Raw genomic sequence first — 26,032 nt, forward strand, 5'->3', positions numbered from 1 at the left:
GAGTAATAGTAGCTGGACGATACACTTTGCACCGTCTGAATGAACAGTTAACAGTTGTTAGTTCTTGCACACGGCTGGCGGCAGATTAAGCTGGCCGCCGATTTCCGATGATTGGAGTGTTTCATGTCCCGCCGTTTTCCCGTGATTTTGCTGCTCGTTCTGTTGCCGTTGTGGCTGGCTGCCAGTTATGGCGCGCGTTATGGCTTTATGGAAGACGGCAAGTGGGTGGGCATCTGCGTCGACGAAGCCGGTCGTTGGGAATGCCTGTTGCGCTCCAATCTCGGCTTGATGATTCACTTCAAGGTGCTGGGCTGGGCGGCGCTCGGTGCGGCGCTGATCGGTTTTGTCGTGCCCGGGCGGGCAGGGTGGTGGCTGGCGGTGCTGGCACTGGTGTTCGGGGCGCCGGCGCTGGCGTTGTACAACACTACATTGGCGGTGTTTGCGTTGGTGATTACCGGGTTGCGGCTGGTCCGCGAGTCTCGTACTGCCTGACAGTCAGTCTTCGCGAGCAGGCTCGCTCCCACAGAGGATTTGTGAACGCCACAGATCTAATGTGGGAGCGAGCCTGCTCGCGAAGAGGCCTGATGTCACTCTGAAGATCAGCGGCTGTGAACGCGCAGGCAGCGCCACAAAGCAGCAACCATCAAGCCGCTCACCAACGCCCAGCCCCACGCCTGCTGATTCTGCAAACCTTCCAGATACAACTGCGGCGCAATCCCCGCGCCGACAATAAACGTCAGCAACGCAATCTCGCGACGCGGCACGCTGACCGGCCGGCACAGATAAACCAGCGCTGGCAGCACAAACGCCATGCTCGCAAAGCTGCGATAACGCGGATCGAAGACCATCTCCAGCATCATCACCGCCGCAGCAAAACCTGCCGCCGCGACCAGCCAGCCGGCGCGACGATCCAGCAGATTGAACGCACGTTGACGCCAGCCAGTCCGCGCACTCAGCGTCAGTGCCGCATGCGCCAACACCAACAGGTTCAACGCCGTCAGCAAGCCGACCCACAGCCATTCGCTGGTAAACCGTGTGGTCACCCGCGCCAGATCACCCCAGGCGCCAATCGAGCAAGCGGCGAGGGCGCCGAGCAATGGCAATACCAAAGCCGAGCGCGTGGTACGAACGCGACCGCCAAGGATCAGTGTGCCAAGGAAAATCAACCCACCGACCGCCAGCCATTCCTTCCAGTACGGCACATTGGTCACCGGCCCGGCCAGCACACCCTTGTCCTGACGATCGGCATCGAACAGGCCCCAATAACCGCCAACCGCACCTTCGCTGCCGCGCTTCCACGGCTGGTCAAACGCTTCGATCAGGTTGTAATGCCAGCCTTCCTTCTCGGCCATCGCGACAAAACCACGAATGAACTTGGCCTCGTTGACCCGACTCGGCAGGGCGGTCTCGCGCTGGCGGCCTTCGCTCGGCCAGCCGGTTTCGCCGATCATCACGTCTTTCGGCGCAAATTTATTGCCGAACACCTGGCGCACATCGGCGACATGCTGCAGGGCGACGTCGATGTTTGAAGGATCATCTTCCCAGTACGGCAGCAGGTGAATGGTCAGGAAGTCCACCGCCGGCGCGATTTCCGGATGCTTGAGCCAGAACTCCCAGACATCGGCGTACGTGACGGGTTGCTTGACCTGGCTTTTAACCTTGTTGATCAGCTTCGCCAGTTGCGCGCCGGTGACTTCTTTGCGCAGCAATGCTTCGTTGCCAACGATCACCGCGCTGACCACGTCCGGGTTGGCATTCGCCGACTGGATCAGCAGGTCGACTTCTTTCTCGGTGTCCACCGGGTTGCTGTTGACCCACGCGCCGATCATCAATTTCAGACCATGCTTGCGCGCCAGATCCGGCAGCGCTTCCAGGCCCGTCATCGAATAAGTGCGAATGCACTCAAAGCGTGTCGCCAGCAATGCGAGATCGGCGTCCATGCGCTCCGGGCGCAGTTTGAATGGCACGTCGAACGGCGACTGATCTTTATCGAATGGGGTATAGGAGGCGCACTGCAATTTATGCGTCGGGGTCGCAGCGTCCGGCAGGATCACCGGTTGGCCGAGGCCGTACCAGAAGCCACCCAGTGCAAACAGCCCCAGCAGGCAGGCGAAGAGATAAGGCAGAAAGGGAAAACGGGAAGTCGCGGACATGGTCAGGCCGAGTGGCTGCAAAGCGACGCATGTTACCTGCATTTATAAGGGGGTTGGTGGCTCGCATGATTCGGGCATGCAAAGTTCGGGCGGATTGTCTGGCGTCAAATATCCAGACGCCATTAATGGCCTTGTGATGTCGTTTCTCGCTGTCTTGAGGTCGCTGGCAGAGCAGGTCGACTGCCGCCTGAGGTTGATGATCAAGCTATCAGTGCTCCGCTGATGTTCTAACGAGTTTGCGGTCAGGCGTGATGGGGGCGCCGTGCACCATAACAATACGTTGACGCCGCCCGTCATCCGTCGGGCGCAGCATTTCGGGGAAGTAACGATGAAGATGCGACGACTTTTAGGCGCAAGTGCTGCTCTGGTGCTTGCGATGAGTTCCACGTTCGCCAGTGCAGAAAAACAGACCCTGAACATCGGTTACGTTGACGGCTGGTCCGACAGCGTTGCGACCACCCACGTGGCGGCCGAGGTGATCAAACAGAAACTCGGTTATGACGTGAAACTGCAAGCCGTTGCCACCGGGATCATGTGGCAGGGCGTTGCCACCGGCAAACTCGACGCCATGCTCTCGGCCTGGCTGCCAGTGACCCACGGCGAATACTGGACGAAGAACAAGGATCTGGTCGTCGATTACGGCCCGAACTTCAAGGATGCGAAAATCGGCCTGATCGTGCCGGAGTATGTGAAAGCCAAGTCGATCGAAGACCTGAAAACCGATGACACCTTTAAAAACCGCATCGTCGGCATCGATGCCGGTTCAGGCGTGATGCTCAAGACCGATCAGGCGATCAAGGATTACGGCCTCGACAAATACAGCCTCAAAGCCAGTTCTGGCGCCGGCATGATTGCCGAGCTGACCCGTGCCGAGAAGAAAAACGAATCCATCGCGGTCACCGGTTGGGTGCCTCACTGGATGTTCGCCAAGTGGAAACTGCGCTTCCTCGACGACCCCAAAGGCGTGTACGGCGCAGCTGAAACCGTAAACAGCATCGGCAGCAAAGAACTCGCGACCAAAGCACCGGAAGTGGCCAAGTTCCTGAAGAACTTCCAGTGGGCGTCGAAAGACGAAATCGGCGAAGTCATGCTGGCGATTCAGGACGGTGCCAAGCCTGACGCAGCGGCCAAGGATTGGGTCGCCAAGCACCCGGATCGCGTGGCTGACTGGACCAAATAACCGCAACACCGCAATACCCTGTGGGAGCGAGCCTGCTCGCGAAAGCGATCTGTCTGTTGATGCAAATATCGACTGATATGACGCCTTCGCGAGCAAGCTCGCTCCCACAGTTGTTTTGTGGGTACCGGAAATTGGCAAAAGTGTCATGGCGTTCTACTACTAAGGTCGTCTGTTACCGCTCCCGCAGCCGCATACATTAGCTATGTTCCAACAATAATCTGTGCTGCGAGGATAAAAACAATGAACGACAGCATTTACCTCTCGATTCAAAACAGTCCCCGATTCAAGGAGCTGGTTCGGAAAAGGGAACGATTCGCCTGGATTCTCTCGGCAATCATGCTCGGGCTTTACTCTGGCTTCATCCTTTTGATCGCTTACGGGCCGCACATACTGGGAGCGAAACTCAGTCCCGAGTCTTCGATTACCTGGGGTATTCCGATCGGTGTCGGACTGATTCTTTCGGCATTCATCCTCACCGGTATCTACGTGCGCCGCGCCAATGGCGAGTTTGACGACCTGAACAATGCGATTCTCAAGGAGGCTCAGCAATGATCCGGCGTCTACTGGCTCTATTGAGTGTTGCGGCTTTCGCGCCGGGTGTCTGGGCGGCTGACGCGTTGACGGGGGAGGTGGCCAAACAGCCGCTGAACATTCCTGCGATCCTGATGTTCGTGGCGTTCGTCGGTGCGACGCTCTACATCACCTACTGGGCCTCGAAGAAAAACAACTCGGCGGCCGATTACTATGCGGCCGGCGGCAAGATCACCGGTTTCCAGAACGGTCTGGCAATTGCCGGAGACTACATGTCGGCGGCGTCCTTCCTGGGGATTTCCGCGCTGGTGTTCACCTCTGGCTACGATGGCTTGATCTACTCGATCGGCTTCCTGGTGGGCTGGCCGATCATCCTGTTCCTGATCGCCGAGCGTCTGCGTAACCTGGGTAAATACACCTTTGCCGACGTGGCGTCCTACCGCCTCGGGCAAACCCAGATCCGCACCCTGTCTGCCTGCGGTTCGCTGGTGGTGGTGGCGTTCTACCTGATCGCGCAAATGGTTGGTGCCGGCAAGTTGATCCAGCTGTTGTTCGGTCTGGACTACCACGTTGCGGTGATTCTGGTCGGTGTGCTGATGTGCATGTACGTGCTGTTCGGCGGCATGCTGGCGACCACTTGGGTACAGATCATCAAGGCTGTGCTGTTGTTGTCCGGTGCCTCGTTCATGGCACTGATGGTAATGAAGCACGTAGGCTTCGACTTCAACACGCTGTTCTCCGAGGCGATCAAGGTTCACGCCAAAGGCGAAGCGATCATGAGCCCGGGCGGTCTGGTCAAGGATCCGATTTCGGCATTCTCGCTGGGTCTGGCGCTGATGTTCGGTACCGCTGGCCTGCCACACATTCTGATGCGCTTCTTCACCGTGAGTGACGCAAAAGAAGCTCGCAAGAGCGTGCTCTACGCAACTGGCTTTATCGGTTACTTCTACATCCTGACCTTCATCATCGGCTTTGGCGCGATCCTGCTGGTCAGCACTAACCCGGCTTTCAAAGATGCGGCTGGCGCGCTGTTGGGCGGCAACAACATGGCGGCTGTGCATTTGGCCAACGCGGTCGGCGGCAGTATCTTCCTCGGCTTCATCTCGGCGGTGGCGTTCGCGACCATTCTGGCGGTTGTGGCAGGCCTGACTCTGGCCGGTGCCTCGGCGGTTTCTCACGACCTGTACGCCAGTGTGATCAAGAAGGGCAAGGCGAACGAGAAGGACGAGATTCGCGTTTCGAAGATCACCACCATTGCCTTGGCGGTGTTGGCGATCGGCTTGGGCATCCTGTTTGAAAGCCAGAACATTGCGTTCATGGTGGGCCTGGCGTTCTCGATCGCGGCGAGTTGCAACTTCCCGGTGCTGTTGCTTTCGATGTACTGGAAGAAGCTGACCACTCGTGGTGCGATGATTGGTGGCTGGTTGGGTCTGGTGAGTGCGGTGGGCCTGATGATCCTTGGCCCGACCATCTGGGTGCAGATTCTGCATCATGAGAAGGCGATCTTTCCTTACGAATACCCGGCGCTGTTTTCTATGATCATTGCGTTTGTGGGGATCTGGTTCTTCTCGATCACTGACAAGTCGGCGGCGGCGGACAAAGAGCGGGCGCTGTTCTTCCCGCAGTTTGTGCGTTCGCAGACTGGGTTGGGGGCGAGTGGGGCGGTTTCGCATTGATGGGTTGATGGTTTTGTAATGTTGTGCTGAATGCCCCGGTTGAGAGATCGGGGCATTTTTTGTGGGCGGTTATCGGACTTTGGTGTGTTTTTTATTGGGTGCATATCCGTTGCTGCGGTAACGGCTGCTTAGGGTTTCGCCCTTACGGCGACTCACTTTTTTTCAAACGCCAAAAAAAGTAAGCAAAAAACGCTTGCTCCTACGTGCGGCCCGCTCGCTGGGGCTCGGGGTCCCTTCGCTGCGGGATCGATCCGGGCGCAGCGCCTACGGTTTGCTTCGCTGCACCTCCTCTCGCTGTATTTGGCTTCGCCAAACGGTCGCTACGCTCCCACGCCCGGATCAATCCCTCCACTCAGCCTTCCGACGTCGCTCGTGGATCAAGATCAAAAGCGGTACTCGAGCTTGCGCTCATTGTTTTGAGTGGTGAGAAGCCGAAGCGATACGAGTAGCTGAGTTTGAACTCAATTCCGGTGGGAGCTGGCTTGCCAGCGATGGCGGCCTTACAGCCTGCCAATCTCTTGAAGTGAAACAATCCTATGTAGGAGCTGCAGAAGGCTGCGATCTTTTGATCTGCTTTGGCTTTGGCTTTGGCTTTGGCTTTGGCTTTGGCTTTGGCTTTGGCTTTTGATGTGGCTTTTGATTTTTTGCCCCTTCGGCAGGCCGAGCGGAGGTGTTCATCAGGGGGTGGGAGCGCAGCGACCGTGCGGCGCAGCCGCATACATCGAGAGGAGGTGCAGCGAAGCAAACCGTAGGCGATGCCCCCGGATGGACACCGTAGCGAGGGAACATTGAGCCTAAGCGAGGTGCCGAACGCCGGGGCCAGCCTTTTGGGTTACCTTTTCGGCGTTTGGAAAAGGTGACTCGCTGTAAGAGCGAAACCGCCAGCGGCAGCACCCGCAGCAACGGATATGCCCCCAACCAAAAAACCAGCACAAACAAAAACGGCCCCTATATAAATAGAGGCCGTTCCCGGTACAACTTAAGACGTTATCGCAAGACAGGTCTTATTTGCGGTCTTCCAGCTTGGAAATATCACGCGACTCGTAGCCAGTGTACAACTGGCGCGGACGGCCAATCTTGTACGGGCTGGAGAGCATTTCTTTCCAGTGCGAAATCCAGCCAACAGTACGTGCCAACGCGAAGATCACGGTGAACATGCTGGTTGGAATGCCGATCGCCTTGAGGATGATCCCCGAGTAGAAGTCGACGTTCGGGTACAGCGAGCGCTCGATGAAGTACGGGTCGGTCAGCGCGATCTCTTCCAGGCGCATGGCCAGTTCGAGTTGCGGATCGTTGTTGATGCCCAATTCCTTCAGTACTTCGTCGCAGGTCTGCTTCATGACAGTCGCGCGAGGGTCGCGGTTCTTGTAAACGCGGTGACCGAAGCCCATCAGTTTGAACGGATCGTTCTTGTCCTTGGCCTTGGCGATGAACTTGTCGATGTTCGAAACATCGCCAATCTCGTCAAGCATGGTCAGCACGGCTTCGTTCGCACCGCCGTGGGCAGGGCCCCACAGTGCAGCGATACCGGCGGCGATACAGGCGAACGGGTTGGCACCCGAAGAACCTGCCAGACGCACGGTGGAAGTCGACGCGTTCTGCTCGTGGTCGGCGTGGAGGATGAAGATCCGGTCCATGGCCTTGGCGAGCACCGGGCTGATCGGTTTGATCTCGCACGGGGTGTTGAACATCATGTGCAGGAAGTTTTCCGCGTACGTCAGGTCGTTGCGCGGGTACATCATGGGTTGGCCCATGGAGTACTTGTAAACCATCGCTGCCAGGGTCGGCATCTTGGCAACCAGACGGATCGCGGAAATTTCGCGATGCTGCGGGTTATTGATGTCCAGGGAGTCGTGGTAGAAGGCCGAGAGGGCGCCGACTACACCGCACATGACGGCCATCGGATGGGCGTCGCGACGGAAACCGTTGAAGAAGGTTTTCAGCTGCTCGTGAACCATGGTGTGGTTTTTCACGGTGCTGACGAACTGGGCCTTCTGTTCTGCGGTCGGCAGTTCGCCGTTGAGCAGCAGGTAGCAGGTTTCCAGGTAGTCCGATTTTTCAGCCAGCTGTTCGATCGGGTAGCCGCGGTGCAACAGAATGCCGTTGTCGCCGTCGATATAGGTGATCTTCGACTCGCACGAGGCGGTCGACATGAAACCAGGGTCGAAAGTGAAGCGGCCCGTGGCCGTCAGGCCCCGAACATCGATTACATCGGGACCAACGGTGCCGGTTAAAATGGGCAGCTCGACGGGGGCTGCGCCCTCGATGATCAACTGCGCTTTTTTGTCAGCCATGTGGCCTCCTATTTATGCTTGAACCATCAGACAGACCCCCCACGCAGGGCCCGCACCACTATAGTGAGATAAATTCGAATGTCAATTTGCCTAAAGTCTTGCTCCAGAAGGCTTTAAGCGCACTTTTTCCTCGAAATTGACTGCCATTTACGCCTTTTATGCAACTTGTGCAATCAGCTATTGGGGGTAGGTGATTGCGTTGTCATTAGTAGCCTAACTGTCTATACTCGGCCACCGACCGCCAAGGGCTTTTGGGCTTGCTTTCATTGGGGGTCGCATCCCTGGGTGGTGGTTACCTGACCAGTGCACTCCCCAACAACTTTGCCCTGATTGTTAGGGGCTCTTCAGTGTGAAAAAAAAGCCGTGAAAAGCCAACGACCTGTAAACCTAGACCTAAGGACCATCAAACTCCCAGTCACTGCTTACACGTCCATTCTTCACCGTATCTCCGGTGTCATCCTCTTCGTGTGCCTTGCCATCATGCTTTATGCATTGGACAAGTCGCTGAGCTCCGAGGAAGGCTTCGGTCAGGTGAAAGCGTGTCTGACCAGTCCGCTAGCCAAGCTAGTGATTTGGGGCATCCTGTCCGCTCTGCTGTATCACCTGGTAGCCGGTGTGCGCCATTTGATCATGGACATGGGCATCGGTGAGACGCTGGAAGGCGGCAAGCTGGGCTCGAAAATCGTTATCGCCGTTTCCGTGGTGGTAATCGTTCTGGCAGGAGTTTGGATATGGTAACTAACGTCACGAACCTGTCGCGTTCGGGCCTCTATGACTGGATGGCGCAACGTGTGTCTGCGGTCGTTCTCGCGGCTTACTTCATCTTTCTGATCGGATACGTCGTGGCCCACCCTGGCCTCGAGTATGCCCAGTGGCATGAACTGTTCGCCCACAACGGGATGCGTATTTTCAGCCTCCTGGCCCTTGTTGCTCTCGGCGCTCACGCCTGGGTCGGCATGTGGACCATCGCGACTGACTACCTGACGCCAATGGCGTTCGGCAAGTCCGCAACGGCGATACGTTTCCTTTTCCAGGCAGTATGCGGCGTTGCGATGTTCGCTTACTTCGTCTGGGGTGTGCAGATTCTCTGGGGTATCTGAGTCATGGCTAACATTCCAACGATTTCTTTCGACGCCATCATTATTGGTGGTGGCGGTGCCGGCATGCGCGCTGCGCTGCAACTGGCACAGGGCGGTCACAAGACTGCCGTGATCACCAAGGTTTTCCCGACCCGTTCGCACACTGTATCCGCTCAGGGCGGCATCACGTGCGCAATCGCGTCCGCTGACCCGAATGATGACTGGCGCTGGCACATGTACGATACCGTCAAGGGTTCCGACTACATCGGTGACCAGGACGCTATCGAATACATGTGTCAGGAAGGCCCGGCTGCCGTTTACGAGCTGGACCACATGGGCATGCCGTTCTCGCGTACCGAACAAGGCCGCATCTATCAGCGTCCGTTCGGTGGTCAGTCCAAGGACTACGGTAAAGGCGGGCAGGCTGCACGTACTTGCGCGGCTTCCGACCGTACCGGTCACGCGCTGCTGCACACCCTTTATCAGGGCAACCTGAAAGCCGGCACCACGTTTCTGAACGAGTACTACGCTGTCGACCTGGTGAAAAACCAGGAAGGCGACTTCGTCGGTGTGATTGCAATCTGCATCGAAACCGGCGAAACCACCTACATCCGCGCTAAAGCCACCGTATTGGCTACCGGCGGTGCAGGCCGTATCTACGCATCCACCACCAACGCCCTGATCAACACCGGTGACGGCGTCGGCATGGCTCTGCGTGCTGGCGTGCCGGTACAAGACATCGAAATGTGGCAGTTCCACCCGACCGGCATCGCCGGCGCCGGTGTACTGGTTACCGAAGGTTGCCGTGGTGAAGGTGGTTACTTGATCAACAAGCACGGCGAGCGTTTCATGGAGCGTTACGCTCCGAACGCCAAAGACCTCGCCGGTCGTGACGTAGTTGCTCGCTCGATGGTTAAAGAAATCATCGCCGGCAACGGTTGCGGTCCGAATGGCGACCACGTACTGCTCAAACTCGACCACCTGGGCGAGGAAGTGCTGCACAGCCGTCTGCCAGGCATCTGCGAACTGTCGAAGACTTTTGCACACGTTGACCCGGTTGTTGCGCCGGTTCCTGTTGTTCCGACTTGCCACTATATGATGGGCGGCGTTGCCACCAACATTCATGGCCAGGCGATCACCCAGGACGCTGAAGGCGTCGACAAGATCATTCCTGGTCTGTTCGCTGTGGGCGAAGTGGCTTGCGTGTCGGTTCACGGTGCCAACCGTCTGGGCGGCAACTCGCTGCTCGACCTGGTGGTATTCGGCCGCGCTGCCGGCCTGCACCTGGAAAAAGCCCTGACCGACGGCATCGAATACGACGACGCTACCGAAGCCGACATCGAAGCTGCCCTGTCGCGTCTGAACGCGCTGAACAGCCGTACCGACGGTGAAGATGTGGCAACCCTGCGTCGCGAGCTGCAGAACTGCATGCAGAACTACTTCGGTGTATTCCGTACTGGCGAATACATGCAGAAAGGTATCGCTCAGCTTGCTGACCTGCGTACCCGCATCGCCAACGTGAAGATCAACGATAAGTCGCAGGCGTTCAACACTGCCCGTATCGAAGCGCTGGAACTGCAAAACCTGCTGGAAGTGGCTGAAGCTACTGCCATCGCCGCTGAAGTCCGCAAAGAGTCGCGCGGTGCTCACGCCCGTGAAGACTTCGAAGACCGTGACGACGAAAACTGGCTGTGCCACACCCTGTACTTCCCGGGTGACAAGCGCGTCACCAAGCGTGCCGTGAACTTCTCGCCGAAGACTGTTCCGACTTTTGAACCTAAGATTCGGACTTATTAAGGGTGGCCGCCATGTTGCAAGTCAGCGTTTATCGTTACAACCCTGATCAGGACGCCGCGCCGTTCATGCAGGAATTCCAGGTCGATACTGGTGGTAAAGACCTGATGGTGCTGGACGTACTGGCCCTGATCAAAGAGCAGGACGAGGGTTTCTCCTATCGTCGCTCTTGCCGTGAAGGCGTTTGTGGTTCCGACGGCATGAACATCAACGGCAAGAACGGTCTGGCGTGCATCACGCCGCTGTCTGCCGTTGTAAAAGGTAACAAGTTGATCGTTCGTCCGCTGCCAGGTTTGCCGGTTATCCGTGACCTGGTCGTTGATATGAGCATCTTCTACAAGCAATACGAGAAGGTGAAGCCTTACCTGCAGAACGACACGCCGGCTCCGGCCATCGAGCGTCTGCAGTCGCCAGAAGAGCGTGAAAAGCTCGACGGTCTGTACGAGTGCATCCTGTGCGCTTGCTGCTCGACCTCTTGCCCGTCCTTCTGGTGGAACCCGGACAAGTTCCTGGGTCCAGCTGCGCTGCTGCAAGCTTATCGCTTCCTGGCAGACAGCCGTGACACCAAGACATCCGAGCGCCTGGCTTCGCTCGATGACCCGTTCAGCGTTTTCCGCTGCCGGGGCATCATGAACTGCGTCAACGTATGTCCGAAAGGCCTGAACCCGACTAAGGCCATCGGTCACATCCGTAACATGCTGCTTTCGAGCGGCGTGTGATTCAGCTGCTGTAACCGCTGTACCGTAGAGGCTGTGGCGCGGGCTTCAACCCGCGTCATGGCTATAACCAGAGCAGTAGCCATAAGCTGCGGCTCTTATTTTGAAGAAATGAGACAAGCAGGGGCATCCGGGCTGGTACCCGGACTATCAGTGTGATCCTAAGTGGCTTGTTTTAGTCGCTGCATTCGGACTTCTGCAAGTTTGCTCGGTGTCGACATCGATGGTGTTCCCCTAACCGAGGGTGACCAAGCATGCAAGAAAGCGTGATGCAGCGCATGTGGAACAGCGCCTACCTTTCAGGTGGAAACGCTGCCTATGTGGAAGAGCTTTATGAGCTCTACCTGCACGACCCTAACGCTGTGCCAGAAGAGTGGCGCACCTACTTTCAGAAGTTGCCTGCCGACGGCAACTCTGCCACTGATGTTTCGCACTCGACAATTCGCGATCATTTCGTGCTGCTGGCAAAGAACCAGCGCCGCGCTCAACCGGTTTCCGCCGGCAGCGTGAGCAGTGAGCACGAGAAGAAGCAAGTTGAAGTGCTGCGATTGATCCAGGCCTACCGTATGCGTGGCCACCAGGCAGCCCAGCTTGACCCGCTGGGGCTGTGGCAGCGTCCTGCACCTGCAGACCTGTCGATCAATCATTACGGCTTGACCAATGCCGATCTTGATACGACCTTCCGTGCCGGCGACCTGTTCATCGGCAAAGAGGAAGCGAGCCTACGCGAAATTCACGAAGCGTTGCAGCAGACATATTGCCGCACCATCGGCGCTGAATTTACGCACATCACCGATTCCGAGCAGCGCCAGTGGTTCCAGCAGCGTCTGGAAAGCGTGCGTGGTCGTCCGACGTACTCCGCCGACATCAAGAGCCACCTGCTTGAGCGCGTGACAGCCGGTGAAGGCCTGGAAAAATACCTGGGCACCAAATACCCGGGCACCAAGCGTTTCGGTCTGGAAGGCGGCGAAAGCCTGATTCCGATGCTCGACGAACTGATCCAGCGTTCCGGTTCCTACGGCACCAAGGAAGTCGTCATCGGCATGGCCCACCGTGGCCGTCTGAACGTACTGGTCAACACCTTCGGCAAGAACCCGCGCGAGTTGTTCGACGAGTTCGAAGGCAAGAAGAAGGTCGAGCTGGGTTCCGGTGACGTTAAGTATCACCAGGGCTTCTCGTCCAACGTGATGACCGCCGGCGGTGAAGTTCACCTGGCCATGGCGTTCAACCCGTCCCACCTGGAAATCGTTTCCCCGGTGGTAGAAGGTTCGGTTCGCGCCCGTCAGGATCGTCGTAACGATCCGACCGGTGAGAAGGTTCTGCCGATCTCCATCCACGGTGACGCTGCATTCGCAGGTCAGGGCGTGGTCATGGAAACCTTCCAGATGTCGCAGACCCGCGGTTTCAAGACCGGCGGTACCGTGCACATCGTGATCAACAACCAGGTTGGTTTCACCATCAGCAACCCGCTGGACTCACGTTCCACCGAGTACGCCACCGACGTTGCGAAGATGATCCAGGCGCCGATCCTCCATGTGAATGGTGATGATCCGGAAGCCGTTCTGTTCGTGACCCAGCTGGCCATCGACTACCGCATGCAGTTCAAGCGTGACGTGGTGATCGACCTGGTCTGCTACCGTCGTCGCGGCCACAACGAAGCTGACGAGCCAAGCGGCACCCAGCCTCTGATGTATCAGCAGATCACCAAGCAGCGCACCACCCGTGAGCTGTACGCTGATCGTCTGACCCAGTCCGGTGTACTGGACGTTGAGCGTGTTCAGGCCAAGGTCGACGAATACCGCAACGCGCTGGACAACGGTCTGCACGTAGTGAAATCGCTGGTCAAAGAGCCGAACAAAGAGTTGTTCGTCGACTGGCGTCCGTATCTGGGCCACGCCTGGACTGCGCGTCACGACACGCGTTTCGATCTGAAGACCCTGCAAGAACTGTCCGCCAAGCTGCTGGAAATTCCGGACGGCTTCGTTGTTCAGCGTCAGGTTGCGAAGATCTACGAAGACCGTCAGAAAATGCAAGCCGGCGGCCTGCCGATCAACTGGGGTTACGCCGAAACCATGGCGTACGCGACCCTGGCGTTCGAAGGTCACCCGATCCGCATGACCGGTCAGGACATCGGCCGCGGTACGTTCTCGCACCGTCACGCTGTGTTGCACAACCAGAAAGACGCGGGCACCTACATTCCGCTGGCACACCTGTACGACGGTCAGCCACGCTTTGACCTGTACGACTCGTTCCTGTCGGAAGAAGCGGTACTGGCTTTCGAATATGGTTACTCGACCACTACGCCGGATGCGCTGGTGATCTGGGAAGCCCAGTTCGGCGACTTCGCCAACGGTGCACAGGTTGTTATCGACCAGTTCATCACCAGCGGCGAGCACAAGTGGGGCCGTCTGTGCGGTCTGACCATGTTGCTGCCACACGGTTACGAAGGTCAGGGCCCTGAGCACAGCTCGGCACGTCTTGAGCGTTACCTGCAACTGTGCGCCGAGCACAACATTCAGGTAGCTGTACCGACCACGCCAGCACAGATCTACCACTTGCTGCGTCGTCAGGTGATTCGTCCGCTGCGCAAGCCGCTGATCGTGCTGACGCCGAAGTCGCTGCTGCGCCACAAGCTGGCCATCTCGACTTTGGAAGATCTGGCCGAAGGTTCGTTCCAGACCGTTATCCCGGAAATCGATGCACTGGACCCGAAAAAGGTCGAGCGCGTTGTTCTGTGCAGCGGCAAGGTCTACTACGATCTGCTGGAAAAACGCCGTGCCGAAGGCCGTGAAGATATCGCCATCGTGCGGATCGAGCAGCTGTACCCATTCCCTGAGGACGACTTGAAAGAAGTCCTGGCTCCATACACCAACGTCAAAAATGCCGTTTGGTGTCAGGAAGAGCCGATGAACCAGGGCGCCTGGTACTGCAGCCAGCACCACTTGCGTCGCAGCATCGGGAACCTCGACAAGTCTCTCGTACTTGAGTACGCGGGCCGTGAGGCTTCTGCTGCCCCAGCTTGTGGTTACGCATCGATGCACGCCGAGCAGCAGGAAAAACTCCTGCAAGACGCGTTTACCATTTAACGCCTTCGCGCACCTGAAACCGAATTTAAGGAACCACAGATAATGGCTATCGAGATCAAAGCCCCCACTTTCCCGGAATCGGTTGCCGATGGCACCGTTGCCACCTGGCACAAGCAACCGGGCGACGCCGTCAAACGTGACGACCTGATCGTCGACATCGAAACTGACAAAGTCGTACTGGAAGTTCTGGCTACCGCCGACGGCGTGCTGGGCGCAATCATCAAGAACGAAGGCGACACCGTTCTGTCCGACGAAGTGCTGGGCTCCATCGAAGCGGGCGGCGCTGCTGCCGCTGCTCCAGCCGCCGCTGCTGCTCCGGCCGCTGCTGCCGCTGCACCGGCTGCTGCCGAAGGCGAAGACGATCCAGTTGCTGCTCCTGCTGCGCGCAAGCTGGCTGAAGAAAACGGCATCAACATCGCTTCCGTTGCCGGCACCGGCAAAGGCGGTCGTGTGACCAAGGAAGACGTGGTTGCTGCTGTTGCTGCCAAGAAAGCCGCTCCGGCTGCCGCGCCTGCCAAGGCTGCTGCTCCTTCGGCCGCCGCTCCTGTGTTCGCCGCTGGCGACCGCATCGAGAAGCGCGTACCGATGACCCGCGTTCGCGCCACCGTGGCCAAGCGTCTGGTTGAAGCACAGTCGAATATGGCGATGCTGACCACTTTCAACGAAGTCGACATGACTGAAGTCATGGCCCTGCGTTCGAAGTACAAGGACCTGTTCGAGAAGTCCCACAACGGCGTACGCCTGGGCTTCATGTCGTTCTTCGTTAAAGCGGCCACCGAAGCGCTGAAACGCTTCCCGGCTGTCAACGCGTCGATCGACGGCGGCGACATCGTTTACCACGGCTACGCAGACATCGGCGTTGCCGTTTCCAGCGACCGTGGCCTGGTTGTTCCGGTTCTGCGTAACGCCGAGCTGATGAGCCTGGCTGAAATCGAAGGCGGCATCGCCACTTTCGGCAAGAAAGCCCGTGACGGCAAATTGTCGATGGACGAGATGACCGGTGGTACCTTCACCATCACCAACGGTGGTACCTTCGGTTCGATGATGTCGACCCCGATCGTCAACCCGCCGCAGGCAGCGATTCTGGGCATGCACAACATCATCCAGCGTCCTATGGCCATCAACGGTCAGGTCGTTATCCGTCCGATGATGTACCTGGCACTGTCCTACGATCACCGTCTGATCGATGGCAAAGAAGCTGTGACCTTCCTGGTGACCATCAAGAACCTGCTGGAAGATCCGGCTCGTCTGTTGCTGGATATCTAAAAAACAGCTGCAAGCTTCAAGTTTCAAGCCACAAGTTCAAAGCGAGCGGGGTGGCTGGAAGCTTGTAGCTTGCGGCTTGTAGCTTTATTGCTAAAGAGGATTTTTTGAATGTCGCAGAAATTTGACGTAGTAGTGATCGGTGCTGGCCCTGGTGGCTACGTGGCTGCCATCAAGGCCGCGCAGCTGGGTCTGACCACTGCCTGCATCGAGAAATACACCGACGCAGAAGGCAAGCAAGCCCTGGGCGGCACCTGCCTGAACGTGGGCTGCATTCCTTCCAAGGCGCTGCTCGACAGCTCCTGGAAATACAAGGAAGCGAAAGAAAGCTTCAACGTTCACGGTATCTCGACTGGCGAAGTCAAAATGGACGTCGCTGCGATGGTTGGCCGCAAGGCTGGCATCGTCAAGAACCTGACCGGCGGCGTTGCCACTCTGTTCAAGGCCAACGGCGTTACTTCGATCCAGGGCCACGGCAAACTGCTGGCTGGCAAGAAAGTCGAAGTCACCAAGCCAGACGGCTCGGTTGAAGTCATCGAAGCTGAAAACGTCATCCTGGCTCCAGGTTCGCGTCCGATCGATATTCCACCGGCTCCGGTTGATCAGAAAGTCATCGTTGATTCGACTGGCGCACTGGAATTCCAGACCGTACCTAAGCGTCTGGGCGTGATCGGCGCTGGCGTGATCGGTCTGGAACTGGGTTCGGTGTGGTCGCGTCTGGGTTCGGAAGTGGTTGTTCTGGAAGCGCTGGACACCTTCCTGATGGCAGCGGACACCGCTGTTTCCAAGGAAGCGCTGAAAACCCTGACCAAACAAGGTCTGGACATCAAGCTGGGCGCTCGCGTGACCGGCTCGAAAGTGAACGGCGACGAAGTCGTTGTGAACTACACCGACGCCAACGGCGAACAGACCATCACTTTCGACAAGCTGATCGTAGCCGTTGGTCGCCGTCCGGTGACCACTGATCTGCTGGCTGCCGACAGCGGCGTGACCCTCGACGAGCGCGGTTTCGTGCACGTTGACGATCACTGCGCCACCACCGTACCGGGCGTTTTCGCCATCGGTGACGTGGTTCGCGGCATGATGCTGGCTCACAAAGCTTCCGAAGAAGGCATCATGGTTGTCGAGCGCATCAAGGGCCACAAAGCCCAGATGAACTATGACCTGATCCCTTCGGTTATTTATACTCACCCGGAAATCGCGTGGGTTGGCAAAACCGAGCAGGCCTTGAAAGCTGAAGGCGTTGAAGTTAACGTCGGCACCTTCCCGTTCGCCGCTTCCGGCCGTGCCATGGCCGCCAACGATACCGGTGGTTTCGTCAAGGTCATCGCTGATGCCAAGACTGACCGCGTATTGGGCGTGCACGTGATTGGCCCGAGCGCTGCAGAACTGGTTCAGCAGGGCGCGATCGGTATGGAATTCGGCACCAGCGCTGAAGACCTGGGCATGATGGTTTTCTCCCATCCGACCCTGTCTGAAGCCTTGCACGAAGCTGCTCTGGCTGTAAATGGCGGTGCCATCCACATTGCCAACCGCAAAAAGCGTTAACAGACAATAAGAAACCACGGCGGTAACGGCCCGTCGTGAGCCTTGCGAGCAAGTCTCACCGCGGAATGTCCGCTGGACGCAGTCTTGCGTAGCTCAGCTACGCAAGCAGCAGTCACAGGTGGCGCGGCACTCAAACGAGCGCAGCGCCGAATGCGCAGTACCTAACGAAGACGGTAAAAAGCATGAATCTTCACGAGTATCAGGGTAAGCAGCTGTTCGCTGAATACGGCCTGCCAGTTTCCACTGGTTACGCAGTAGACACCCCGGAAGCAGCAGCAGAAGCTTGCGACAAAATCGGCGGCAGCGAGTGGGTTGTCAAAGCCCAGGTCCACGCCGGTGGTCGCGGTAAAGCGGGCGGCGTCAAGCTGGTTCGCAGCAAAGAAGACGCCAAAGCCTTCGCACAGCAGTGGCTGGGCAAGCGTCTGGTGACTTACCAGACTGACGCCAATGGCCAGCCAGTCACCAAGATCCTGGTTGAATCGTGCACTGATATCGCTAAAGAGCTGTACCTGGGCGCTGTCGTTGACCGTTCGAGCCGTCGCATCGTGTTCATGGCTTCCACCGAAGGTGGCGTGGACATCGAGAAAATCGCTCACGACACTCCAGAAAAAATTCTCAAGGCCACTATCGATCCACTGGTTGGCGCTCAGCCATTCCAGGGTCGCGAGCTGGCATTCCAGCTGGGTCTGGAAGGCAAGCAGGTTGCTCAGTTCGCCAAGATCTTCGTAGGTCTGGCCAAGCTGTTCAAGGATCACGACCTGGCTCTGCTGGAAGTGAACCCGCTGGTGATCAAGGCTGACGGCGATCTGCACTGCCTGGACGCCAAGATCAACATCGACGCCAACGCAATGTACCGTCAGCCTAAGCTGAAGACTTTCCACGATCCGTCGCAAGACGATCCGCGCGAAGCGCACGCTGCCAAGTTCGAACTGAACTACGTGGCACTGGAAGGCAACATCGGCTGCATGGTCAACGGTGCTGGCCTGGCCATGGGTACCATGGACATCGTCAACCTGCATGGCGGCAAGCCAGCCAACTTCCTCGACGTAGGTGGTGGCGCTACCAAAGAGCGCGTAACTGAAGCGTTCAAGATCATCCTGTCCGACACCAACGTCGCGGCAGTACTGGTCAACATCTTCGGCGGCATCGTTCGCTGCGACATGATTGCCGAAGGCATCATCGGCGCTGTGAAAGAAGTCGGCGTGAAAATCCCGGTTGTTGTTCGCCTTGAAGGCAACAACGCTGAGCTGGGCGCTAAAGTACTGGCAGAAAGCGGTTTGAACATCATCGCTGCTACCAGCCTGACCGACGCTGCTCAACAAGTTGTCAAAGCTGCGGAGGGCAAATAATGAGCGTCCTGATCAATAAAGACACCAAAGTTATCTGCCAGGGTATTACCGGTTCGCAAGGTAGTTTCCACACCCAGCAAGCCATCGAATACGGCACCAAGATGGTTGGTGGCGTTACTCCTGGCAAAGGCGGCACCGAGCACCTGGGTCTGCCAGTGTTCAACACCGTCAAAGACGCAGTAGAAGCCACTGGCGCTACCGCCAGCGTGATCTACGTTCCGGCTCCTTTCTGCAAGGATTCGATCCTGGAAGCGGCATTCGGCGGCATCAAGCTGATCGTTTGCATCACCGAAGGCATTCCTACCCTGGACATGCTGGACGCTAAAGTTAAGTGCGACGAGCTGGGCGTAGTCCTGATCGGCCCTAACTGCCCAGGCGTTATCACTCCGGGCGAGTGCAAGATCGGCATCATGCCAGGTCACATTCACTTGCCAGGCAAGGTCGGTATCGTTTCGCGTTCCGGCACCCTGACCTACGAAGCTGTCAAGCAAACTACTGACGCCGGTTTCGGTCAGTCGACTTGCGTCGGCATCGGTGGTGACCCGATCCCGGGTTCGAACTTCATCGACATCCTGAAGCTGTTCCAGGAAGACCCGAAGACCGAAGCGATCGTCATGATCGGCGAGATCGGCGGTTCGGCTGAAGAAGAAGCGGCTGCCTACATCAAGGCACACGTGACCAAGCCGGTTGTTTCCTACATCGCTGGTGTGACTGCTCCTCCGGGCAAGCGCATGGGCCATGCTGGCGCAATCATCTCTGGCGGCAAAGGCACTGCAGACGAGAAATTCGCTGCTCTGCAAGACGCAGGCGTTAAAACCGTGCGTTCGCTGGCAGACATCGGCAAGGCCCTGGCCGAGCTGACTGGTTGGGCTGTCAAGTAAGCCTCGCGCTTAGCTGACGCTTTACCTAACAAAGGCCACCTTCGGGTGGCCTTTGTCGTTTCTGGCATTCGCTGATTTATAGGCTTTCGCCCAATTACATGCAAAAACGCGACACGGAAACGTCGCGTATCGGATAGTTCGCCCTCTAACAGTGCGTTTGTAAGTCAAATTCGTTAGGCTAGCAGCCATTTTTGCGTCTGCCGCCCACAAGGCATGCAACGCGCTTTAAGGGTCAGTCCCATACGGATCGACAGCATTTCCCTAATTACACAGGGCAATCCCCCTCTAAATTCCGATTCAGTAGTGTGGTATTACCTTAATGAAAGTTTTGAAAGGTCAGGACATCCTGGCACTTGGTTTTATGACGTTTGCCCTGTTCGTCGGGGCTGGCAACATTATTTTCCCGCCGATCGTTGGCTTGCAGGCCGGACCTCACGTCTGGATGGCCGCGCTGGGCTTCCTGATCACTGCGGTGGGTTTGCCGGTGATCACTGTCGTTGCACTGGCCAAGGTCGGTGGGGCAATGGATGCGCTGAGCAGTCCGATCGGCAAGATCGCCGGCGGCATTCTGGCTGCGGCTTGCTATCTGGCGGTCGGCCCGCTGTTCGCCACCCCGCGTACGGCGACTGTGTCCTTTGAAGTCGGTCTGGCGCCATTGACAGGCGAAAGCCCGTTGGCACTGTTCCTCTATAGCTCGGTTTACTTCCTGCTGGTGTTCTTCATTTCGCTCTACCCAGGGCGTTTGCTGGACACTGTTGGCCGCTTCCTCGCGCCGTTGAAGATCATCGCGCTGGCAGTGCTGGGTATCGCTGCATTCGCCTTGCCGGCCGGTGACATCGGTCACGGCACGCCGGAGTACGTGGCGGCACCGTTCTCCCAAGGCTTTATCAATGGTTACCTGACCATGGACACCTTGGGTGCACTGGTGTTCGGCATCGTCATCGTTAACGCGATTCGCTCCCGTGGCGTCGAGTCGCCGGCGCTGATCACCCGTTACGCGATCATCGCTGGTCTGATTGCCGGTGTCGGTCTGGCGCTGGTCTATGTCAGCCTGTTCCGTCTTGGTTCCGGCAGCCACGAAGTAGCAGCGGGCGCGACCAATGGCGCGGCGGTATTGCACGCGTATGTGCAACACACCTTCGGTTCGCTGGGCAGCGGTTTCCTCGCGGTGCTGATCTCGCTGGCGTGTCTGGTGACAGCGGTCGGCCTGACCTGTGCTTGCGCTGAATACTTCAGCCGTGTGCTGCCACTGTCCTACAAGACCCTGGTGATCATTCTGGCGGCGTTCTCGCTGCTGGTGTCCAACCTGGGCCTGACCAAGCTGATTGCGTTTTCGATTCCGGTGCTCACGGCGATCTACCCGCCATGCATCGTTCTGGTCGCGCTGAGCTTCTGCAAAGACTTCTGGCATGAGCATGGCCGGATTCTCGGCCCGGTGATGCTGGTGTCGTTCATCTTCGGCACCATTGACGCGCTGAAAGGCGCCGGTCTGGCCGGCTGGATGCCATCGCAGTTGTCCCACCTGCCGCTGAGCGAGCAGGGGCTCGCGTGGCTGGTGCCGTGCGTGATGACCCTGGTGGTTGCGGTTGTTTGCGATCGCATGCTGGGTAAACGCAGCGAAGCGGTTGCCTGATGTTGCGTGACCCGCCATAAGCGGGTCTTCAACGCTTAAACAGAAATGCCCCGTATCAATCGATACGGGGCATTTTTTATGCGCGTCAGGCAGTGTCTTTTTCCCTGAGCTAACGTCGAAGGGTTGCCGAAATCTCAATGTGGGAGCGAGCCTGCTCGCGAAAGCGGCGTATCGCGCAACATTGATGGCGGCTGACACACCGCTTTCGCGAGCAGGCTCGCTCCCACAAGTAAACAGTGCGTGTACACACCTCACAGGGAATTGCATGTCGTTCATCCAAGCCAACCTTATCCACCTGCTCGCGGCCGTCTGGTTTGTCATATGCTGGGGCGGTTATACCCGTTATGCCTCCTGGAAGGGACGCGATACAGCCTGTCTGGCGAGCGTGCTGCACCTGTACCGCGAAGACTGGATGCGCCGCATGTTGCTGCGTGACAACCGCATCGCCGACGCCAGCGTGATCGGTAATCTTGAGCGCAACGCCTCATTCTTTGCCTCAAGCACGCTGATTATTCTCGCCGGCATTCTCACCGTGCTTGGCGCGTCCGAGCGCGCGGTATCGTTGTTGGCGGATATTCCGATGGTGCAACAGGCGTCGCAGGGCATGTCGGAAATCAAATTGCTGTGTCTGGCGATGGTGTTTGTCTACGCGTTCTTCACCTTCAGTTGGTGCATGCGTCAGTACAACTTCGCGGCTGTGCTGGTCGGCTCGGCGCCGATGATCGGTGAGCGCCATGTCTCCGAGCAGGAGCGTAAGGCGTTCGCGGCACGGGCAGCACGGGTGATTTCGATGGCGGCCAACCAGTTCAACTTCGGTCTGCGCTCCTATTACTTCGGCATGACCATGCTCGCGTGGTTCGTCAGCCCATGGCTGTTCATGTTGATGAGCGCCGGCGTGGTATTGGTCCTGTATCGCCGCGAGTTTCATTCCGACGTTCTCGATGTCATGGTCTATACCCCTACAGAGGCGCCCATTCCCGAGGCGAACAAAGAGGCTGCTTGATGAGTATTCCGTTCTGGTGTGTGTTTATTAGTGCGTTGCTGATCTACGTCGCGCGTATGCCCGTGGCCAAGGCCATGAAAGAGCAGGGCGGTTACAACAATCACCTGCCGCGTCAGCAACAGGCGCAATTGACCGGCTACGGCGCACGGGCGCTGGCGGCTCACCAGAACAGTATCGAAGCGTTCATATTGTTTGCGGTCGGTGTGCTGATGGCGCACACCACACAAACGGCGGGCTGGCTGATCGATACATTGGCGATCATCTTTGTGATCGCGCGGATTTTCTACTTGTGGCTTTACCTGGCTGATCAGCCGTCGTTGCGCAGCCTGGTCTGGTTCGTCGGCTTAGTGTGTTCGTTGTTGTTGATGATTAGTCCGACTTTTAGAACTGTGTTGCTCTAAGGCGCAGCAGGCGTTAAATGACAGGCAAAAGAAAACCCGCACTTGGCGGGTTTTCTTTTTTCTGCAGCAAAAAGCGGATTATTGCTTCTTGGCAGCTTCTTCTTGAGCAGCGGCGTTCGATTCAGCCTGAGCTTTGGCAGCTTCGGCGTTTTCTTTCGCAGCGTCGTTCACTTTATCCTGAGCTTTGTTCATGTCTTGCTGAGCTTGTTCAGCATGTTGGTTGGCATCTTGAGCTTTGTCCTCGGATTTTTTATCGCAGGCAGCGAGACCGAGGGAAGCGGTCAACATCAAGGCAATAGCTAAAGTCTTACGCATGGGGTGTTTCTCCTTATGGAAAATAACTACTGGCCTTAAGAGCTTGGCGCTGAGGGTTAAGTTCCTCATTTCTTTCAGATATATAAGTTTGTTTTTAAGCGGAACTTTTGCTGTATTCCTTACTACTGGCAAAGGGCTCTAACGAGAGTAATTATCAAATGGCCGAAAACCCCGTTTTTGAGCGCGCGACGCGGTTTCTCTCCGCGCTGCGACACTGTCAGGTACTTGGATTGCGCGTGCACAGCGCGTCCAGCGAAGGGCTTACGGTGATCCTTCCGTACAGCACCAAAATCGTCGGTAATCCACAGACCGGCGTGATCCACGGCGGCGCAATTACTTCGTTGATGGATACCGCCTGCGGAATGTCCACGCTGTGCGTTTTGCCGGAATTCGAGGTCTGCCCGACGCTCGACTTGCGCATCGACTACATGCATGCCGCCGAACCCGATAAGGATGTGTATGGCTTCGCCCAGTGCTACCGCGTGACCACCGACGTGATCTTCGCTCGCGGTTTCGCCTATCAGGACGATCCCGAGCACCCGATCGCCCATGTGGTCGGGACGTTCATGCGCATGGGCAAGGGCCTCAAAGGCACCAAAGGCTTTGGCGGCGCAATCAAAGGAGAAGGGTAATGAGCGACGACCTAAAGCAGCAGTTGCAGCAGGCTCACGCTCAGGGCGACTACGCGCCGCTGTTGCAGTTGATTCCCTACGCCGGGCTGATCGGCATTGAGTGCTCGCGAGTCGGCGATGAACTGTTGTTCAAGTTGCCGGCGAACAAGGACAACATTGGTAACCCTTTATTGCCGGCAATTCACGGTGGTGTCATTGCCGGGTTCATGGAGTTGGCCGCCGCCCTGCATCTGCTGATTTTCACCGAAACGCCGGGTGTGCCGAAGATCATCGATTTCTCTCTCGACTACCTGCGCGCCGGGCAGTTCCGCGATACCTGGGCCAAGTGTCAGGTCTGTCGCCAGGGGCGTCGCGTCGCCAACGTCGCCATCACCGCCTGGCAAAGCACCGAAAGCGAACCGATTGCCACCGCTCGCGCGCACTTCAAAATCGATGAGCCCTTGAAATCCTGAACAGCGCCCCAAACTCACAAGACAACCCGCCGCCGACCATTTCGGGTCGCGGCCACTGCCATCTGATTGGAGTTTGATGACCATGAGTGTGGAAACTCAAAAGGAAACCCTGGGCTTCCAGACCGAGGTAAAGCAGCTGCTGCACCTCATGATCCATTCGCTGTATTCCAACAAGGAAATTTTCCTTCGCGAATTGATCTCGAACGCCTCTGACGCTGTCGACAAGCTGCGCTTCGAAGCCCTGGCCAAGCCAGAATTGCTCGAAGGTGGCGCTGATCTGAAAATCCGTGTGAGCTTCGACAAGGACGCCAAGACCGTCACCCTCGAAGACAACGGTATCGGCATGAACCGTGACGATGTGATCACCCATTTGGGTACCATCGCCAAGTCGGGCACCGCTGATTTCATGAAGAATCTCTCGGGCGATCAGAAAAAAGATTCGCACCTGATCGGTCAATTCGGTGTGGGCTTCTACTCCGCCTTCATCGTTGCCGACCAGGTTGACGTGTATTCCCGTCGCGCCGGCACCCCAGCCAGCGAAGGCGTGCACTGGTCGTCGAAAGGCGAGGGTGAGTTCGAAGTCGCCACCATCGACAAACCAGAGCGCGGCACCCGTATCGTTCTGCACCTGAAGGCTGCGGAAGACGAGTTCGCCGATGGCTGGCGTCTGCGCAACATCATCAAGAAGTACTCCGACCACATCGCTTTGCCGATCGAGCTGCCGAAAGAAGCTGCAGCTGCCGAAGGCGAAGAGGTTCCAGCCGTTGAATGGGAAACCGTCAACCGCGCCAGCGCCCTGTGGACCCGTCCGCGCACTGAAGTGAAGGACGAGGAATACCAGGAGTTCTACAAGCACATCGCTCACGACTTTGAAAACCCGCTGGCCTGGAGCCACAACAAAGTTGAAGGCAAGCTTGAATACAGCTCGCTGCTGTACGTGCCGGCCCGCGCACCGTTCGACTTGTACCAGCGTGAAGCGCCGAAAGGCCTGAAGCTGTACGTGCAGCGCGTGTTCGTGATGGATCAGGCGGAGTCGTTCCTGCCGCTGTACCTGCGCTTCATCAAAGGCGTGGTCGATTCCAATGACCTGTCGCTGAACGTGTCGCGTGAGATCCTGCAGAAAGACCCGATCATCGATTCGATGAAAACCGCGCTGACCAAGCGCGTGCTCGACATGCTGGAAAAGCTGGCGAAAAACGAGCCTGAGCAATACAAAGGCTTCTGGAAGAATTTCGGTCAGGTCATGAAAGAAGGCCCGGCTGAAGACTTCGCCAACAAAGAGAAAATTGCCGGTCTGCTGCGTTTCGCATCGACCAACGGCGACGACGGCGAGCAGATCGTTGGTCTGGCCGACTACCTGGCACGCGCCAAGGAAGGTCAGGACAAGATTTACTATCTCACCGGCGAAACCTACGCGCAGGTCAAGAACAGCCCGCACCTGGAAGTCTTCCGCAAGAAAGGCATCGAAGTGTTGCTGCTGACCGATCGTATCGACGAGTGGCTGATGAGCTACCTCAGCGAATTCGACGGCAAGACTTTCGTTGACGTGGCACGCGGTGACCTCGATCTGGGCAATCTGGACTCGGAAGAGGACAAGAAAGCCGCGGAAGAAGTCGCCAAGTCCAAAGAAGGTCTGGTCGAGCGTCTGAAAACCGCGCTGGGCGATTCTGTGGCGGAAGTCCGCGTATCGCATCGTCTGACCGATTCGCCGGCCATCCTGGCCATCGGCGAGCAGGATCTGGGTCTGCAAATGCGTCAGATCCTCGAAGCCAGCGGGCAGAAAGTGCCGGACTCGAAGCCGATTTTCGAATTCAACCCGAGCCACCCGCTGATCGAGAAACTCGACGGCGAGCAGAGCGAAGAGCGTTTTGGCGACCTGTCGCACATCCTCTTCGATCAGGCAGCGCTTGCTGCCGGCGACAGCTTGAAAGACCCGGCCGCCTACGTGCGCCGTCTGAACAAGCTGCTGGTTGAACTGTCAGCTTGATCACGTTGTAGAAAAACCCGCTTCGGCGGGTTTTTTCATTCTGGTGTTTAACAAATCAG

At 57.5% G+C, this 26,032-nt stretch carries 23 protein-coding genes; 19 read left to right on the forward strand and 4 right to left on the reverse strand.

All coding sequences use genetic code 11. The features are described from left to right. The first annotated feature begins 123 nt into the window (after positions 1-123). A complete protein-coding gene (locus ACZ0A4_RS03295) occupies positions 124-492 on the forward strand; it encodes a hypothetical protein (RefSeq protein ID WP_463573054.1) in 369 nt (122 codons plus the stop codon). Between the two features lie 107 nt (positions 493-599). Here the strand turns inward: ACZ0A4_RS03295 and ACZ0A4_RS03300 are convergent, their stop codons facing one another. Then, entirely contained in the window at positions 600-2,195 is a 1,596-nt protein-coding gene (locus ACZ0A4_RS03300) for a glycoside hydrolase family 17 protein (protein WP_463573056.1), read from the reverse strand. A 286-nt stretch (positions 2,196-2,481) separates the two neighbouring features. On the opposite strand from ACZ0A4_RS03300, the gene ACZ0A4_RS03305 reads away from it, so the two are divergent. The 3 genes from ACZ0A4_RS03305 to ACZ0A4_RS03315 all read left to right on the forward strand — a co-directional run bounded on the left by ACZ0A4_RS03305 (position 2,482) and on the right by ACZ0A4_RS03315 (position 5,540). Continuing rightward, positions 2,482-3,333, forward strand: coding sequence for a glycine betaine ABC transporter substrate-binding protein (locus tag ACZ0A4_RS03305; RefSeq protein WP_016987515.1), 852 nt, complete (start codon positions 2,482-2,484; stop codon positions 3,331-3,333). Positions 3,334-3,573: 240 nt separating this feature from the next. Further along, complete coding sequence (locus ACZ0A4_RS03310; protein WP_463573058.1) at positions 3,574-3,885, forward strand: DUF485 domain-containing protein; 312 nt, start codon at positions 3,574-3,576, stop codon at positions 3,883-3,885. After that, positions 3,882-5,540 carry a cation acetate symporter gene (locus ACZ0A4_RS03315; RefSeq protein ID WP_038363942.1) on the forward strand — a complete coding sequence of 553 codons (1,659 nt, stop codon included), beginning with the start codon at positions 3,882-3,884 and terminating at the stop codon, positions 5,538-5,540. The genes ACZ0A4_RS03310 and ACZ0A4_RS03315 overlap by 4 nt, the downstream gene beginning before the upstream one ends. A gap of 352 nt (positions 5,541-5,892) precedes the next feature. Here the strand turns inward: ACZ0A4_RS03315 and ACZ0A4_RS03320 are convergent, their stop codons facing one another. Together ACZ0A4_RS03320 and gltA are read right to left on the reverse strand one after the other, a co-directional pair. Then, positions 5,893-6,258 (reverse strand): hypothetical protein, encoded by a 366-nt coding sequence (locus tag ACZ0A4_RS03320; protein WP_463573059.1) that lies wholly within the window; start codon positions 6,256-6,258, stop codon positions 5,893-5,895. Positions 6,259-6,544: 286 nt separating this feature from the next. Continuing rightward, a complete protein-coding gene (gltA, locus tag ACZ0A4_RS03325; protein WP_007919904.1) occupies positions 6,545-7,834 on the reverse strand; it encodes a citrate synthase in 1,290 nt (429 codons plus the stop codon). Between the two features lie 363 nt (positions 7,835-8,197). On the opposite strand from gltA, the gene sdhC reads away from it, so the two are divergent. The 12 genes from sdhC to ACZ0A4_RS03385 all read left to right on the forward strand — a co-directional run bounded on the left by sdhC (position 8,198) and on the right by ACZ0A4_RS03385 (position 22,587). Beyond that, the gene (gene sdhC, locus ACZ0A4_RS03330; protein ID WP_016773673.1) at positions 8,198-8,572 is read left to right on the forward strand and encodes a succinate dehydrogenase, cytochrome b556 subunit; all 375 of its coding nucleotides are present in this window, start codon (positions 8,198-8,200) and stop codon (positions 8,570-8,572) included. Continuing rightward, complete coding sequence (sdhD, locus tag ACZ0A4_RS03335; RefSeq protein ID WP_003222999.1) at positions 8,566-8,934, forward strand: succinate dehydrogenase, hydrophobic membrane anchor protein; 369 nt, start codon at positions 8,566-8,568, stop codon at positions 8,932-8,934. Before sdhC ends, sdhD begins: the two co-directional genes overlap by 7 nt. 3 nt (positions 8,935-8,937) lie before the next feature. Next, a complete protein-coding gene (gene sdhA / locus ACZ0A4_RS03340) occupies positions 8,938-10,710 on the forward strand; it encodes a succinate dehydrogenase flavoprotein subunit (RefSeq protein ID WP_008077944.1) in 1,773 nt (590 codons plus the stop codon). A gap of 11 nt (positions 10,711-10,721) precedes the next feature. Further along, on the forward strand, positions 10,722-11,426 hold the full coding sequence (locus ACZ0A4_RS03345; RefSeq protein ID WP_003223007.1) for a succinate dehydrogenase iron-sulfur subunit: 705 nt from the start codon (positions 10,722-10,724) through the stop codon (positions 11,424-11,426). 251 nt (positions 11,427-11,677) lie between these two features. Then, on the forward strand, positions 11,678-14,509 hold the full coding sequence (locus tag ACZ0A4_RS03350; RefSeq protein ID WP_463573060.1) for a 2-oxoglutarate dehydrogenase E1 component: 2,832 nt from the start codon (positions 11,678-11,680) through the stop codon (positions 14,507-14,509). Between the two features lie 42 nt (positions 14,510-14,551). Continuing rightward, a complete protein-coding gene (gene odhB, locus ACZ0A4_RS03355; protein ID WP_463573062.1) occupies positions 14,552-15,775 on the forward strand; it encodes a 2-oxoglutarate dehydrogenase complex dihydrolipoyllysine-residue succinyltransferase in 1,224 nt (407 codons plus the stop codon). 108 nt (positions 15,776-15,883) lie between these two features. Next, on the forward strand, positions 15,884-17,320 hold the full coding sequence (lpdA, locus tag ACZ0A4_RS03360; protein WP_102356807.1) for a dihydrolipoyl dehydrogenase: 1,437 nt from the start codon (positions 15,884-15,886) through the stop codon (positions 17,318-17,320). Between the two features lie 182 nt (positions 17,321-17,502). Next, positions 17,503-18,669 (forward strand): ADP-forming succinate--CoA ligase subunit beta, encoded by a 1,167-nt coding sequence (gene sucC, locus ACZ0A4_RS03365; RefSeq protein WP_007919879.1) that lies wholly within the window; start codon positions 17,503-17,505, stop codon positions 18,667-18,669. Further along, on the forward strand, positions 18,669-19,550 hold the full coding sequence (gene sucD, locus ACZ0A4_RS03370; protein ID WP_008082972.1) for a succinate--CoA ligase subunit alpha: 882 nt from the start codon (positions 18,669-18,671) through the stop codon (positions 19,548-19,550). Before sucC ends, sucD begins: the two co-directional genes overlap by 1 nt. Before the next feature lie 319 nt (positions 19,551-19,869). Then, a complete protein-coding gene (brnQ, locus tag ACZ0A4_RS03375; RefSeq protein WP_007919876.1) occupies positions 19,870-21,183 on the forward strand; it encodes a branched-chain amino acid transport system II carrier protein in 1,314 nt (437 codons plus the stop codon). Positions 21,184-21,448: 265 nt separating this feature from the next. Then, a complete protein-coding gene (locus ACZ0A4_RS03380) occupies positions 21,449-22,186 on the forward strand; it encodes a DUF599 domain-containing protein (RefSeq protein ID WP_095119943.1) in 738 nt (245 codons plus the stop codon). Beyond that, complete coding sequence (locus ACZ0A4_RS03385) at positions 22,186-22,587, forward strand: MAPEG family protein (RefSeq protein ID WP_463573064.1); 402 nt, start codon at positions 22,186-22,188, stop codon at positions 22,585-22,587. The genes ACZ0A4_RS03380 and ACZ0A4_RS03385 overlap by 1 nt, the downstream gene beginning before the upstream one ends. 78 nt (positions 22,588-22,665) lie before the next feature. Here the strand turns inward: ACZ0A4_RS03385 and ACZ0A4_RS03390 are convergent, their stop codons facing one another. Beyond that, complete coding sequence (locus ACZ0A4_RS03390) at positions 22,666-22,902, reverse strand: hypothetical protein (protein ID WP_007959016.1); 237 nt, start codon at positions 22,900-22,902, stop codon at positions 22,666-22,668. Positions 22,903-23,060: 158 nt separating this feature from the next. Here ACZ0A4_RS03390 and ACZ0A4_RS03395 point away from each other — a divergent pair, with 158 nt between their 5' ends. From ACZ0A4_RS03395 to htpG, 3 genes are all read left to right on the forward strand, one after another. Next, the gene (locus ACZ0A4_RS03395; protein ID WP_463573065.1) at positions 23,061-23,534 is read left to right on the forward strand and encodes a PaaI family thioesterase; all 474 of its coding nucleotides are present in this window, start codon (positions 23,061-23,063) and stop codon (positions 23,532-23,534) included. After that, positions 23,534-23,986, forward strand: coding sequence for a PaaI family thioesterase (locus tag ACZ0A4_RS03400; RefSeq protein ID WP_141126769.1), 453 nt, complete (start codon positions 23,534-23,536; stop codon positions 23,984-23,986). Before ACZ0A4_RS03395 ends, ACZ0A4_RS03400 begins: the two co-directional genes overlap by 1 nt. Before the next feature lie 82 nt (positions 23,987-24,068). Next, positions 24,069-25,973: a molecular chaperone HtpG gene (gene htpG, locus ACZ0A4_RS03405; protein ID WP_463573067.1), complete on the forward strand. Its 1,905-nt coding sequence runs from the start codon at positions 24,069-24,071 to the stop codon at positions 25,971-25,973. Positions 25,974-26,032 lie beyond the last annotated feature (59 nt).

This window comes from Pseudomonas sp. AC172 (genome assembly GCF_979258595.1).

What these genes read in the sequence shown, in the direction of transcription:
- ACZ0A4_RS03400 (WP_141126769.1), top strand. Translation starts at nt 23,534, where the DNA reads ATGAGCGACGACCTAAAGCAGCAGTTGCAGCAGGCTCACGCTCAGGGC.
- sucC (WP_007919879.1), top strand. Translation starts at nt 17,503, where the DNA reads ATGAATCTTCACGAGTATCAGGGTAAGCAGCTGTTCGCTGAATACGGC.
- lpdA (WP_102356807.1), top strand. Translation starts at nt 15,884, where the DNA reads ATGTCGCAGAAATTTGACGTAGTAGTGATCGGTGCTGGCCCTGGTGGC.
- ACZ0A4_RS03390 (WP_007959016.1), bottom strand. Translation starts at nt 22,902, where the DNA reads ATGCGTAAGACTTTAGCTATTGCCTTGATGTTGACCGCTTCCCTCGGT.
- sdhD (WP_003222999.1), top strand. Translation starts at nt 8,566, where the DNA reads ATGGTAACTAACGTCACGAACCTGTCGCGTTCGGGCCTCTATGACTGG.
- ACZ0A4_RS03385 (WP_463573064.1), top strand. Translation starts at nt 22,186, where the DNA reads ATGAGTATTCCGTTCTGGTGTGTGTTTATTAGTGCGTTGCTGATCTAC.
- ACZ0A4_RS03305 (WP_016987515.1), top strand. Translation starts at nt 2,482, where the DNA reads ATGAAGATGCGACGACTTTTAGGCGCAAGTGCTGCTCTGGTGCTTGCG.
- ACZ0A4_RS03380 (WP_095119943.1), top strand. Translation starts at nt 21,449, where the DNA reads ATGTCGTTCATCCAAGCCAACCTTATCCACCTGCTCGCGGCCGTCTGG.
- brnQ (WP_007919876.1), top strand. Translation starts at nt 19,870, where the DNA reads ATGAAAGTTTTGAAAGGTCAGGACATCCTGGCACTTGGTTTTATGACG.
- sucD (WP_008082972.1), top strand. Translation starts at nt 18,669, where the DNA reads ATGAGCGTCCTGATCAATAAAGACACCAAAGTTATCTGCCAGGGTATT.
- ACZ0A4_RS03345 (WP_003223007.1), top strand. Translation starts at nt 10,722, where the DNA reads ATGTTGCAAGTCAGCGTTTATCGTTACAACCCTGATCAGGACGCCGCG.
- gltA (WP_007919904.1), bottom strand. Translation starts at nt 7,834, where the DNA reads ATGGCTGACAAAAAAGCGCAGTTGATCATCGAGGGCGCAGCCCCCGTC.
- ACZ0A4_RS03300 (WP_463573056.1), bottom strand. Translation starts at nt 2,195, where the DNA reads ATGCAGGTAACATGCGTCGCTTTGCAGCCACTCGGCCTGACCATGTCC.
- htpG (WP_463573067.1), top strand. Translation starts at nt 24,069, where the DNA reads ATGAGTGTGGAAACTCAAAAGGAAACCCTGGGCTTCCAGACCGAGGTA.
- ACZ0A4_RS03310 (WP_463573058.1), top strand. Translation starts at nt 3,574, where the DNA reads ATGAACGACAGCATTTACCTCTCGATTCAAAACAGTCCCCGATTCAAG.
- ACZ0A4_RS03315 (WP_038363942.1), top strand. Translation starts at nt 3,882, where the DNA reads ATGATCCGGCGTCTACTGGCTCTATTGAGTGTTGCGGCTTTCGCGCCG.
- ACZ0A4_RS03295 (WP_463573054.1), top strand. Translation starts at nt 124, where the DNA reads ATGTCCCGCCGTTTTCCCGTGATTTTGCTGCTCGTTCTGTTGCCGTTG.
- ACZ0A4_RS03350 (WP_463573060.1), top strand. Translation starts at nt 11,678, where the DNA reads ATGCAAGAAAGCGTGATGCAGCGCATGTGGAACAGCGCCTACCTTTCA.
- ACZ0A4_RS03395 (WP_463573065.1), top strand. Translation starts at nt 23,061, where the DNA reads ATGGCCGAAAACCCCGTTTTTGAGCGCGCGACGCGGTTTCTCTCCGCG.
- sdhA (WP_008077944.1), top strand. Translation starts at nt 8,938, where the DNA reads ATGGCTAACATTCCAACGATTTCTTTCGACGCCATCATTATTGGTGGT.
- ACZ0A4_RS03320 (WP_463573059.1), bottom strand. Translation starts at nt 6,258, where the DNA reads ATGCGGCTGCGCCGCACGGTCGCTGCGCTCCCACCCCCTGATGAACAC.
- odhB (WP_463573062.1), top strand. Translation starts at nt 14,552, where the DNA reads ATGGCTATCGAGATCAAAGCCCCCACTTTCCCGGAATCGGTTGCCGAT.